This window comes from Streptomyces sp. NPDC087215, assembly GCF_044744885.1.
In the GTDB taxonomy this organism is placed as follows: Bacteria; Actinomycetota; Actinomycetes; order Streptomycetales; family Streptomycetaceae; genus Streptomyces.
Window position 1 is genome coordinate 103,314 of the sequence record NZ_JBIUZD010000007.1, and the last position, 12,206, is coordinate 115,519.

Consider the following 12,206-nt stretch of genomic DNA (forward strand, 5'->3'; position numbering starts at 1 on the left):
CCCCGTGACTCCGTGGCAGCAGTACAGAACAACGACGTACAGAAGACGGTGCCCTGGGACTATCTGGGCGCCAAAGTGTGTTTTGCCCGTATATGGGAGGCGGCATGACAGAGACGGCGAGCGGCCCGGCACGTGGTTCCCGCACCAAGGGACCCAAGTCGGCGAGCAAGGGCCTGCGCATCGAGCGCATCCATTCCACCCCCGGCGTGCATCCGTACGACGAGGTGGTCTGGGAGCGTCGTGACGTCGTCATGACCAACTGGCGCGACGGCTCGATCAACTTCGAGCAGCGTGGCGTCGAGTTCCCCGACTTCTGGTCGGTGAACGCGGTCAACATCGTCACCAGCAAGTACTTCCGGGGGGCCGTCGGCACCCCGCAGCGCGAGACCGGTCTCAGGCAACTGATCGACCGCATCGTGAAGACGTACACGAAGGCGGGCGAGGAGTACGGCTACTTCGCCTCGCCCGCTGACGCTGAGATCTTCGAGCACGAGCTGGCGTACGCCCTCCTGCACCAGATCTTCAGCTTCAACTCGCCGGTCTGGTTCAACGTCGGCACGCCGCAGCCCCAGCAGGTCTCCGCCTGCTTCATCCTGTCCGTCGACGACTCCATGGAGTCCATCCTCGACTGGTACAAGGAAGAGGGCATGATCTTCAAGGGCGGCTCCGGCGCCGGCCTGAACCTCTCCCGCATCCGCTCCTCCAAGGAGCTGCTCTCCTCCGGCGGCAACGCCTCCGGCCCGGTCTCCTTCATGCGCGGTGCCGACGCCTCGGCGGGAACCATCAAGTCGGGCGGCGCGACCCGCCGTGCGGCCAAGATGGTCATCCTCGACGTCGACCACCCCGACATCGAGAACTTCATCGAGACCAAGGTCAAGGAGGAGGAGAAGATCCGCGCCCTCCGTGACGCGGGCTTCGACATGGACCTGGGCGGCGACGACATCACGTCCGTCCAGTACCAGAACGCCAACAACTCGGTCCGCGTGAACGACACGTTCATGAAGGCCGTCGAGTCCGGCGGAAAGTTCGGCCTCACCTCCCGGATGACCGGCGAGGTCATCGAGGAGGTCGACGCCAAGTCGCTCTTCCGCAAGATGGCCGAGGCCGCGTGGGCCTGCGCCGACCCGGGCATCCAGTACGACGACACGATCAACCAGTGGCACACCTGCCCCGAGTCCGGTCGTATCAACGGCTCGAACCCCTGCAGCGAGTACATGCACCTGGACAACACGTCCTGCAACCTCGCCTCGCTGAACCTGATGAAGTTCCTCAAGGACGACGGCGAGGGCCACCAGTCCTTCGACGTCGAGCGCTTCGCCAAGGTCGTCGAGCTCGTCATCACCGCGATGGACATCTCCATCTGCTTCGCCGACTTCCCCACCGAGAAGATCGGCGAGAACACCCGCGCCTTCCGCCAGCTCGGCATCGGCTACGCCAACCTCGGCGCCCTGCTGATGGCGACCGGTCACGCGTACGACTCCGACGGCGGCCGCGCCCTCGCCGGTGCCGTCACCTCCCTGATGACCGGCACCTCGTACAAGCGCTCCGCCGAGCTCGCCGCGGTCGTCGGCGCGTACGACGGCTACGCCCGCAACGCCGAGCCGCACCAGCAGGTCATGCGGCAGCACGCCGACGAGAACACCAAGGCCGTCCGCACGGGCGACCTGGACGCGCCGATCTGGGCCGCCGCCACGGAGGCCTGGCAGGACGTGATCCGCCTCGGCGCCAAGAACGGCTTCCGCAACGCCCAGGCGTCGGTCATCGCCCCGACCGGCACCATCGGTCTCGCGATGTCCTGCGACACCACCGGCCTGGAGCCCGACCTCGCCCTGGTCAAGTTCAAGAAGCTGGTCGGCGGCGGCTCGATGCAGATCGTCAACGGCACCGTCCCGCAGGCCCTGCGCCGCCTCGGCTACCCCGAGGAGCAGATCGAGGCGATCGTCGCCCACATCGCCGAGAACGGCAACGTGATCGACGCCCCCGGCCTGAAGACCGAGCACTACGAGGTCTTCGACTGCGCCATGGGCGAGCGTTCCATCTCCGCGATGGGCCACGTCCGCATGATGGCCGCCATCCAGCCGTGGATCTCCGGCGCCCTCTCCAAGACCGTGAACCTGCCGGAGACGGCCACGGTCGAGGACGTCGAGGAGGTCTACTTCGAGGCCTGGAAGATGGGCGTCAAGGCGCTCGCGATCTACCGCGACAACTGCAAGGTCGGCCAGCCGCTCTCCGCCAAGAAGAAGGAGGACGAGAAGGTCGAGGTCACCGCGAAGTCCGAGGCGACGATCCGCGCGGCCGTCGAGAAGGTCGTCGAGTACCGTCCGGTCCGCAAGCGCCTGCCCAAGGGCCGCCCGGGGATCACCACCTCCTTCACCGTCGGTGGCGCCGAGGGCTACATGACCGCCAACTCCTACCCGGACGACGGTCTCGGCGAGGTCTTCCTGAAGATGTCCAAGCAGGGCTCGACGCTCGCGGGCATGATGGACGCCTTCTCCATCGCGGTCTCGGTCGGCCTCCAGTACGGCGTCCCCCTGGAGACGTACGTCTCGAAGTTCACCAACATGCGCTTCGAGCCCGCCGGTATGACGGACGACCCGGACGTGCGGATGGCGCAGTCGATCGTCGACTACATCTTCCGCCGACTGGCGCTCGACTTCCTGCCCTTCGAGACCCGCTCCGCCCTCGGCATCCACTCCGCCGAGGAGCGCCAGCGCCACCTCGACACCGGCTCGTACGAGCAGTCCGAGGAGGACGAGGTCGACGTCGAGGCGCTGGCCCAGTCGGCCCCCCGCGCCCAGGAACTGAAGCCCGTCGCCGCCGTCCCGGCGCCGAAGGCCGAGGTCCCGGCCCCGAAGCAGGCCCACACCTCCGCGGAGCTCGTCGAGATGCAGCTCGGCATCAGCGCCGATGCCCCGCTCTGCTTCTCCTGCGGCACCAAGATGCAGCGCGCCGGCTCCTGCTACATCTGCGAGGGCTGCGGCTCGACCAGCGGTTGCAGCTGACACCGGCCGGAACCGCGCGGGACACGGTGCCGGACGTGGCCCGCGCGGGTGGCTGAGCAGTGGCTCATGAAGGGGACCGACCTCGGGTCGGTCCCCTTCGTCGTGCGCGGGGTGCGCGGGGTGCGCGGCGACCCGCGCCCGACGGCCGACGGCCGGGCGGAGGTCAGGGGCGTACGGAGCCGAGCAGCGCGGCGAAGGCCTGCGGATCGGCGTCGAAGCCGTGACTGAGGGGGTGGAACGACCAGTCGTCGGCGCCCTCGCGGACGAACTCCACGATCGTCGCCGACCGCGCGTCCGCGACGTCCGCGAAGTCGTGGACCAGGAGATCGGTGTAGCCCTCGCGGACCCGCACGCCCACATGCACTATGTCGCCGAAGGCCAGCCGCCCGGCGCCCTGCTGGATCGCCACGCCCACCACCACGCGCGTGTAGCGCGGCGCCAGCCGGTTCAGCTCCACGGTCATCGCCTCGTCGAAACCGAAGCCCTGCCCCGTACGGCTGTCGCGGTGCAGCGTGATCGTGCCGTCGGGGGAGCGGCTGCCGAAGTGCACCAACTGGGCCGGTGCCCCGTGCGGGTCGTCCGCCGTGAAGACTCCCGCGACCAGGTCGAGGTCGTGGGACGGCGCGCCGGACGGCGCGGGGTCCCATTTGAGCGCCACCTCGACCCGTCCGACCCCTTTGCTGAGTCCGCTCATCGTGCTTCCCCTCTCCGCGTACGTCCCCGCGCACGCCTCCGTCGTACCGTCCGACCCGGTCCGAAGCCCGTAGTCGTAAGCCGATCACTCATGGTGTCATGCGGCGGTGACACCGGACCCGGGAGCGAGAAGGAGAGCACCGCAAGGAGCTGCGAGCAGCCGGATCTCGACCCACGAATGGCTCGAATTCGCGTGCATGGGCGGGGGACCGGTGAACTCGCCTTGAGCGGTGGGGGACTTGGCGCGCGGCCTGCGGCGGGCCTCGACGGGGTCTGCCGGGGCGGGCGTCCGCCCCGTACGATGGCGCGGTGCTGGTCAAGTGGATTCGCTGCACCGTGATGGACCGTCGAGGGTTCGAGCGGGGGCAGCGGAAATGGGCGGGGCTGCTCGGTGAGCCGGGATTCCGGGGCCAGGGCGGCGGGTGGAGCCGGGCTCGTCCGAACGTCGCCCATGTCTTCGCGTTCTGGGAGAGCCGGGCGTTCTACGACTCCTTCATGGCGCGTTCCCACGACCGGCTCGCGGCGACGCAGGCGGGCACCTTCAAGAACGCGCAGGTCAAGCTGTTCGACCACCGTTTCGACGTGAAGACGGGGTTCGAGCCGAAGTTCGCCGACGCCGATGTGGCGCGCGTCGCCCACTGCCGTGTCCACGAGGAGCGCGCGGAACACTTCGCGCTCATGCAGGAGAAGGTCTGGAACCCGGCGATGGCCGGGTCCCCGGGTATGCTCCGGGGCCTGTTCGGGGAAGCGCCGGGCAGCGAGTTCATGGTGCTGTCCCTGTGGCAGTCCGCGGCGGAGCACGGCAAGTACCGCGTGGAACGCATCGAGAGGCTGGGCCTGCGGGCCCACACCGCCGCCGACGTGGCGGCGCTCGACGGCGACGTGGTGCAGCTCGAAGGCGCCTGGACGGTCTGAAGCACCGTCCGCCGGGGCGTGCCGGGGCGGTTCAGCCCGTGACGAACGCGCCCGCGCCGACCGCCGCGCAGGTCGCGCGCACCGCCTGGTCCGCCAGTGCTCCGTCGATCGGTTCGCGGGTGACGAACAGGCGCAGGAACAGGGGCGCCGAGACGGCCCGGACGACCGCTCCCGGGTCGGTGCCGACAGGGGCCTCGCCGCGGGCCACGGCCCGGACGACGACGGCCTCGCAGCGGTGGAAGCGCTCGGTGTAGAAGGCGTGCAGGGCCTCGGCTGCCCGCGCTGACTGGAACGCGGCGCCGACGAACGCGGTCGGCGCGGCGGCCCGTGCCGGGTCGCCGAAGGAGTCGACGACCTCGTGCGCGAGCGCGCCCAGGTCCCCCGCCAGGCTGCCGGTGTCCGGCGGCGTCCAGGCGTCCTCGCCTGCCAGTGCCAACGCGTCCGCGAGCAGCCCCTCGACGCTGCCCCAGCGGCGGTAGAGCGTCGTCTTGTGGACCCCCGAGTGCTCCGCCACGTACTCCACGGTGAGGGCCGGATAGCCGTGCTCGGACAGGCCGGTCAGGACGGCGTCGCGCACGGCGGCACGCGTGCGGGCGGTCCGGCCCCCGGGGCGCGAGCTGCCGGGTGCCGGGGCGGTCAGGTCTTCGGTCGAGTCATTCAATTGCCACTCCTGTTGCGTTAGTGGGGCGAGTCTGTCACACTCGCATTAATGCGACTCGGGTTGCATTTACTTTTGGTCGGTGCCCGTCGGTGCCGTGTCGCTCGTCCGTGTCCTGTGTTTCGTGCTTCACCTTCGTGCCTTCTGGAGGCGCCCTTGCCCACACAGATCTCCGCCCATGACATCGTCCTGACCCGCGGCGGACGACTCCTCCTCGATCAGGCCTCGCTCTCCGTGCGTCCCGGTGAACGGATCGGGATCGTGGGGGAGAACGGCGCGGGCAAGTCGACCCTGCTGCGTGTCCTCGCCGGGACGGAGCTGCCCGACAGCGGCACTGTCACGGTCCTCGCCGACGGAGGGATGCGGCTGCTCGCGCAGCTTCCCGAGCTGCCCCCCGGAGCCACCGTCGACGACGCCGTCGACACCGCCCTCGCCGAACTCCGTTCGATGGAAGGACGGTTGCGCATCCTCGAAGAAGGTCTCGAAGGGGCCGGGGAGGCGGAGCTCGACCGCTACGGCGCACTGCTCACCGCCTTCGAGGCGTGCGGCGGGTACGAGGTGGACGCCAGGGTCGACAAGGCGCTGCACGGACTGGGCCTGGCCCGCGTCGGACGTGAGCGCCGACTCGGCAGCCTCTCGGGCGGCGAGCGTGCCCGGCTCGGCATCGCCTGCGCGGTCGCCGCGGGCCCCGAGGTGCTGCTGCTCGACGAGCCGACCAACCACCTCGACGCGTCCGCGCTCGACTGGCTGGAGGGCGCGCTCCTCGCCCACCGGGGCACCGTCGTGGCCGTCTCGCACGACCGGGCGTTCCTGGAGCGGGTCGCCACCGCGATCGTGGAGGTCGACGCGGACCGCCGCGCCCTCGTCCGGTACGGCGACGGATACACCGGCTACCGCGCGGCCCGGGAGGCGGCCCGGCGTCGCTGGGAGGAGGCGCACGAAGGATGGTGCGAGGAGGTACGGGCCCTGCGGGTGTCCGTGTCGACCACGGCCCGTGGTGTCGCGCCCGGCCGTGGGATGAAGGACAACAACAAGATGGCGTTCGACCGGGCCGCGGGTCGCGTCCAGGCCTCCGTCGCGGGCCGGGTCCGCAACGCCCGGGAGCGGCTGAGAAGGCTCCATGAGGCCCCGGTGCCCGCTCCGCCCCCGCTCCTCACCTTCACCGCCCGGCCGACCGCCGTCGCGGCCGAAGGGGCGCTCGTCACCCTGACCGGGGTGCGCGTCGCCGACCGGCTCGTCGTCGACGCGCTCACCCTCGGGGCGGGCGACCGGCTGCTCGTCCACGGCGACAACGGGACCGGGAAGTCCACTCTGCTCCGGGTCCTCGCGGGGACCGAGCGGCCCGACACGGGGGAGGTCCTGCGGACCGGGAGCGTCGGTCACCTCGGACAGGACGCGACCGTACGGCACCCGGAAGAACGGCTGCTCGCCTCGTTCGGGCGCGGACTCGGTCTCCCGGAGGACGAGCGGGCCGAACTGCTCCTGTCGTACGGACTGTTCCGCCCTGCCGAACTGGACGTCCCCGTCGGCGGACTCTCGGCGGGCCAGCTCCGCAGACTGGAGCTTGCCAGGGTCCTGTCCCGCCCGGCCGATCTCCTCCTGCTCGACGAACCCGGAAACCACCTGGCCCCGGGGCTCGTCGAGGAGCTGGAGGAGGCCCTGGAGCAGTGGCGAGGAGCCCTCGTGGTGGTCTCGCACGACAGGGCCCTGCGTCGCCGCTTCACCGGGGACATACGCCGGATGGACTCCGGACGCCTCCTCGGTCGAGCCTCCCCAGCGGCGGCGATCTAGGGTCGGGGTATGGCACGACCGCGGCGCATCGTCCTCGTACGACACGGAGAGTCCGAAGGCAATGTCGATGACACGGTGTACGAACGGGAGCCCGATCACGCCCTGAGGCTCACCGGGACGGGATGGCGGCAGGCGGCGGAGACGGGGGAGCGGCTGAGGGAACTCTTCGGAGACGAGGCGGTCAGCGTGTACGTCTCCCCGTACCGGCGCACCCACGAGACGCTCAGCGCCTTCCGGCTGTCACCGGAGCAGGTGCGTGTGCGGGAGGAGCCACGGCTGCGCGAGCAGGACTGGGGCAACTGGCAGGAGCGGGAGGACGTACGCCTCCAGAAGGCATACCGGGACGCCTACGGGCACTTCTTCTACCGCTTCGCCCAGGGCGAGTCGGGTGCGGACGTCTACGATCGGGTGGGGGCCTTCCTGGAAAGTCTCTACCGCAGCTTCGAGGCGCCCGACCATCCGCCCAACGTCCTCATAGTCACCCATGGACTGACCATGCGCCTGTTCTGTATGCGCTGGTTCCACTGGACGGTCGCGGACTTCGAGTCCCTGTCGAACCCCGGCAACGCCGAGACCCGGGTCCTTCTGCTCGACGAGGACGGAAGGTACCGCCTTGACCGGCCGTTCGAGCGCTGGCGGACCCCGGAACCGTACGGCCCCACCGGATAGGCACCTCGTGCCGAGAGCCGCCGCTCCTACAGGTGGAGAGCGGCCAGGCGGGGCAGGCGGCGAGCGATCTCGCCGGAGTCGTCGAAGTCGAAAGCCCAGGTGGGGTCCAGCCGGGGGTAACGGACGGCGGACGGCCCTGCGGGAAGCTGCTCGCCGGTCGCTGTGACGTGCGCGTTCCAGGCGATGCCCAGCATGTCCTCGCACTCCAGGTCGAGGCCCTCGGTCGCGGAAGCGTGAACGACGGGCAGTTCCGCGAGCGTGTCCGGATCGGCGACCGAGCGTTCGAAGACTTCGCGGCCCTGAGCGATCAGCCAGCCGCGGAAGTAGTCGAAGCCGTCGTCGGAACACCCGCCGTTGGCGGTGTGGGCGGCGGCCCACAGGGGGCCGGTGTAGGACTCGGCCATCAGATCCCACAACACCTGCTCGGCGGCGACGATCTCCTCGACCGGCCGGTCGGCCAGCAGCGAGGTCGCCTCGCGGGCGACGGCTTCACTGTCGTACGGATCGGCCACCCGGCCGCGGGCCACCTCGATGAGTTCCCAGAACTGCTGCTCGTCCATGGTGGCGGAGCATGTCACCCGGCACTGACAGAGGAGTTCCTTCCGAGGGCTCCGGCGAGGGACGAGGCGCTGACGTGGGTGTTCATCTCGTAGGTGCGTAGGTGCGTAGGTGCGTAGGTGCGTGGGTGCGTGGGTGCGTGGGTGCGTGGGTGCGTGGGGCTTCGGAGTGGACGGGGCCGGTCGCTCGGAGTGTGCTCACGGGTTCCGGGGTGTCGTGCTGTGGTGGGAAGCGCGTTGTTCCTTTCCCGGTCACGGATGCTGGCGCTGATCATGAGGAGCTGGGGGTCGGGTGGCGGCCTGATTCCAGGAGGCAGGGCACGCGCGGGCCGATCAGAGGCTTGCGCCGGTCGCGGTGGCCGCAGGCGTCACGGCCACTGTGATCGAACGGGCCAGGCGGCACCACCTGGGCGCCAGGTGGTGCCGGATCCACTGGGACGAATTAGAGTGGCCGACCGATGACCGCTGACTCCGCATTCGACCGGCGCTTCGACCGCGCCCTGGCCAGCCTGCGCGGGCTGTCCGTGGGAGACGCCCTGGGCTCCCAGTTCTTCGTTCCCGCCCACTACCCCCTGCTGAAGCGGCGCGAGCTGCCCGAAGGCCCCTGGCGGTGGACCGACGACACCGAGATGGCGTGCTCCGTCCTCGCCGTCCTCGTCGGCCACCACCGGATCGACCAGGACGCCCTGGCCCTCTCCTTCGCCCACCACCACGACTTCGACCGGGGCTACGGCCCGGCGGTCAACCGGATGCTCCGGCTCGTCCGGGAGGGCGGCGACTGGCGGGAGCTGGCCGCCGCCCTCTTCCAGGGCCAGGGGTCCTGGGGCAACGGCGCCGCCATGCGGATCGCGCCGCTCGGGGCCTGGTACGCGGACGACCCCGAGCAGGCGACGCATCAGGCCGAGATCTCCGCGTACACGACCCATCAGCACCGCGAGGCCGTCGTCGGCGCCATGGCCGTGGCTGCCGCGGCGGCCCTGGCGGCGGCCCCCGCCGGACCTCCCACGCCCGAGGCGCTGCTCGACGGGGTCATCGCCCTGGTGCCGCGCAGCGCGGTGGGCGCCGGGCTGCGCAGGGCCCGCGACATGCTCGACTACGGCGACGCGAGCACCGTCGCGGCCGTTCTCGGCAGCGGCCGCCGGACCAGCGCGCACGACACGGTTCCCTTCGCGCTCTGGTCGGCGGCCCGGCGGCTCGGTGACTTCGAGGACATGTTCTGGACCACCGCGCAGGTCGGCGGTGACGTCGACACGACCTGCGCCATCGCCGGAGGCGTGGTGGCCTCCGCCACGTCCGGTGCCCCTCCGGCGGACTGGCTGCGCCAGACCGAGGAACTGCCGGAATGGGTCCCGGGCGTCCCGCGCTGAGGTGAAGCCTGGCATTCACTGATGCGAAGTCGAGAGGATCGACCGACTCCTGTCCTGATGGTGGAGGGGGGTGGATTCCGCTGATCCGTCTTGCACGAGGTGTCGATGTGCCGAGAGTGACTGGTAGTTGAGATGGGCATAGGCCTTGAGGGGTGGTTCCGGAATCGATTCCCCTCCCGCCTCGGCGGTCATGGAGGCTTTCGATCATTTATATGCGAAAGTGAACATCCGGGCGTCGGCCCGGTCGATTTCTTCGGCCGGGCGATGGCGTTCCGAGGCCGCGTCGGACCCTGTCGGGGTCGCACCCGGGGCGGCCGGAGGGAAACCGGGTATCGCACCCGGTGCCGCGCGGCGTAACCTGGCAGGCGCCATGCCGTATGAACCCCCCACCCACACTGTCGAGCGATCGCTCCGAGCGACCACCGGCGCCAGGATCGTCGCCGGAGTCGACGAGGTCGGGCGCGGGGCGTGGGCCGGTCCCGTCACCGTCTGCGCGGCCGTCACCGGTCTGCGCCGCCCGCCCGAGGGCCTCACCGACTCCAAGCTGATCACCCCCAGGCGACGTACCGCCCTCGCCGCGGAGCTGGAACGGTGGGTCACCGCGTACGCGCTGGGCGACGCCTCTCCTCAGGAGATCGACCAACTCGGTATGACCGCCGCCCTGCGGCTCGCCGCCGTACGGGCTCTCGAAGGCCTCCCCGTACGGCCGGACGCGGTCATCCTCGACGGCAAGCACGACTACCTCGGCGGCCCGTGGAAGGTCCGTACGGTGATCAAGGGCGACCAGTCCTGCATCGCCGTGGCCGCCGCCTCCGTCATCGCCAAGGTCCGCAGGGACACGGTCATGGCGGAGCTCGGAGCCGGTACGGAGGAGTACGCGGCGTACGCCTTCGGTGCCAACGCGGGCTACCCTTCGCCGGTCCACAAGGCCGCGCTCGAAGAACTGGGGCCCACCGCTCAGCACCGTCTCTCCTGGTCCTACCTGGACGCCATGCCCAGGTGGAGCCACCTCAAGAAGGTCCGCCTCTCCGTCGAGGCGGCCGCGCTGGAGAGCGGGGGCCAACTCGGCTTCGACTTCTGAACTTCCGGTCGCGGGGCCCTGATCGAAGGGCCCGTCACGCGACCGGGGCGCACATGCGCGCCCACCCGCCGATGCCTCGCGCAGCGGCGTTTGATAGACATCCACCCATGCCGCTCATCCCCGAGGAGCCTCAGATTCACGAGAGCGCCCAGGGTCCCCGCGCGACCGCGGCCACCGGCCGCCCCGCGCAGACCCCTCGTCCCGTACCCGGCCCGCGTTCCGCGGCCTCTCCGCGTCCCGGACAGCCCGTGCCGGGTCCGGCCAAGCCCGCGGCCCCTGCCCGGCGACCCCAGCCCGGTGCCGCGCCTGCCCCGGCGAGCACCACGGAAAATCGTTCCGGCGACTCGTCCGAGCCGCAGCTCCAGCTGATCCCGGCCCCCGTCGACGGAGCCCTGGACGCCGCAGAGGAGGCCCTGGACCTGCTCCTGGAGAGCGGCCGGGCCCCCGGCGAGGTCCTGGTGATCACCACCGGCGACCCCCACCCGTGGGCGACCCACGAGCTGTCCTTCGGCGAAGCCGCCTACTGGGCCCAGCAGGACACCGGTGACGACGTCTTCTTCGCGCACGTCGGCGTCGTGGAGCGGGCCACGTCCCGTCCCGTGGTGATCGTGGCCGTCAACGGCGGGGAGGACGGCGCCCTCGCCCAGGCCCTGCCGTCGGCGATGGCCCGCGCGGGTGCGCTGCTCGTCGTCTGCGGCGACCCCCAGCGCGTCACCTCGCTCCTCGGAGCGGGCGCGAGCGTCTGAACGACCGCTTCTCCGCCGGACCCTTCAAGGTCCGGCGGAGGCGGACGTCGTTCCGCCCTCCGTGCCGTCAGCGTGCGGCGACCCGGCGCAGCGGCTCGCTCGCACCGCTCGCGGTACGCGGTGTGTGCAGGTCCAGCTCGGCGGGTCCGTCGCCGAGGGGTACGGGCGGCGAGTCGGAACTCGGACGTCGGCCGCCCCGGCCCTCGCCCAGCACCTGCCAGCCCCCTCGGGTCAGCGTGATGTAGGCACCGCAGCGGAGCCCGTGCAGCGTGCAGGCGTCCCTGAGCCCCCACATCCAGGCGCCGTCCTCCTCCGTCCACCGCTCGTCACCGTCACGGCAGTACAGCAGGACCGCCGTCCTGACCGGTGAGCGTCTGCGGAGGTCGTGCGGGATGACCCGGCGCAGATGCGCGAGCAGTGCGTTGCGGAACTCCCAGCCGTCCGCCGGGGCGGGGCGACGGACGAACGAGGCGCTGGCGGCGAGCCGTTCCTCGTGGTCGAGGACCGCGAGGACCGCCATGGAGGGCGTCGGCTCGTGACGTGAGTGCAGGCCACCGACGACCTCGCGCGGGTTGCGCAGCAGGGGGATCCCCGCCGCGCTCCACTCGGAGGGCTCGAGTATCCGAGAGAGGCGGCTGGCGGACTCGGACGAAGATCTGAACGAGGTGGCTGTGGGCGGAGCGAATCCGAGGGTCACGGTCCTCCCTTCGGATACGCGCCCGCACGG

General features: G+C 70.8%; 11 protein-coding genes. 7 read left to right on the plus strand and 4 right to left on the minus strand.

The features are described 5' to 3' along the window. Positions 1–104: 104 nt before the first annotated feature. On the plus strand, positions 105–3,002 hold the full coding sequence (locus ACIO92_RS20005) for a vitamin B12-dependent ribonucleotide reductase (protein WP_401241224.1): 2,898 nt from the start codon (positions 105–107) through the stop codon (positions 3,000–3,002). A 163-nt stretch (positions 3,003–3,165) separates the two neighbouring features. Here ACIO92_RS20005 and ACIO92_RS20010 read toward each other — a convergent pair whose 3' ends face one another. Beyond that, positions 3,166–3,696 carry a TerD family protein gene (locus ACIO92_RS20010; RefSeq protein WP_366444241.1) on the minus strand — a complete coding sequence of 177 codons (531 nt, stop codon included), beginning with the start codon at positions 3,694–3,696 and terminating at the stop codon, positions 3,166–3,168. 308 nt (positions 3,697–4,004) lie between these two features. Here ACIO92_RS20010 and ACIO92_RS20015 point away from each other — a divergent pair, with 308 nt between their 5' ends. Then, positions 4,005–4,610 carry a YdbC family protein gene (locus ACIO92_RS20015; protein WP_366444242.1) on the plus strand — a complete coding sequence of 202 codons (606 nt, stop codon included), beginning with the start codon at positions 4,005–4,007 and terminating at the stop codon, positions 4,608–4,610. Between the two features lie 31 nt (positions 4,611–4,641). Here ACIO92_RS20015 and ACIO92_RS20020 read toward each other — a convergent pair whose 3' ends face one another. Beyond that, positions 4,642–5,271 carry a TetR/AcrR family transcriptional regulator C-terminal ligand-binding domain-containing protein gene (locus ACIO92_RS20020; protein ID WP_402282643.1) on the minus strand — a complete coding sequence of 210 codons (630 nt, stop codon included), beginning with the start codon at positions 5,269–5,271 and terminating at the stop codon, positions 4,642–4,644. Positions 5,272–5,424: 153 nt separating this feature from the next. Between ACIO92_RS20020 and ACIO92_RS20025 the strand changes: the two genes are divergently transcribed. Next, a complete protein-coding gene (locus tag ACIO92_RS20025) occupies positions 5,425–7,059 on the plus strand; it encodes an ABC-F family ATP-binding cassette domain-containing protein (protein WP_402282641.1) in 1,635 nt (544 codons plus the stop codon). A gap of 9 nt (positions 7,060–7,068) precedes the next feature. Next, positions 7,069–7,728 carry a histidine phosphatase family protein gene (locus ACIO92_RS20030; protein ID WP_401241234.1) on the plus strand — a complete coding sequence of 220 codons (660 nt, stop codon included), beginning with the start codon at positions 7,069–7,071 and terminating at the stop codon, positions 7,726–7,728. Positions 7,729–7,754: 26 nt separating this feature from the next. Here the strand turns inward: ACIO92_RS20030 and ACIO92_RS20035 are convergent, their stop codons facing one another. Next, entirely contained in the window at positions 7,755–8,288 is a 534-nt protein-coding gene (locus ACIO92_RS20035) for a DUF4240 domain-containing protein (RefSeq protein ID WP_402282639.1), read from the minus strand. A 455-nt stretch (positions 8,289–8,743) separates the two neighbouring features. On the opposite strand from ACIO92_RS20035, the gene ACIO92_RS20040 reads away from it, so the two are divergent. The 3 genes from ACIO92_RS20040 to ACIO92_RS20050 all read left to right on the plus strand — a co-directional run bounded on the left by ACIO92_RS20040 (position 8,744) and on the right by ACIO92_RS20050 (position 11,479). Continuing rightward, positions 8,744–9,652 (plus strand): ADP-ribosylglycohydrolase family protein, encoded by a 909-nt coding sequence (locus ACIO92_RS20040; RefSeq protein ID WP_366444247.1) that lies wholly within the window; start codon positions 8,744–8,746, stop codon positions 9,650–9,652. A gap of 370 nt (positions 9,653–10,022) precedes the next feature. Beyond that, entirely contained in the window at positions 10,023–10,733 is a 711-nt protein-coding gene (locus tag ACIO92_RS20045) for a ribonuclease HII (protein WP_366444248.1), read from the plus strand. Between the two features lie 107 nt (positions 10,734–10,840). Continuing rightward, positions 10,841–11,479, plus strand: coding sequence for a hypothetical protein (locus tag ACIO92_RS20050; protein ID WP_402282637.1), 639 nt, complete (start codon positions 10,841–10,843; stop codon positions 11,477–11,479). Between the two features lie 67 nt (positions 11,480–11,546). Here the strand turns inward: ACIO92_RS20050 and ACIO92_RS20055 are convergent, their stop codons facing one another. Continuing rightward, complete coding sequence (locus ACIO92_RS20055) at positions 11,547–12,176, minus strand: hypothetical protein (protein ID WP_366444250.1); 630 nt, start codon at positions 12,174–12,176, stop codon at positions 11,547–11,549. Positions 12,177–12,206: the final 30 nt, after the last annotated feature.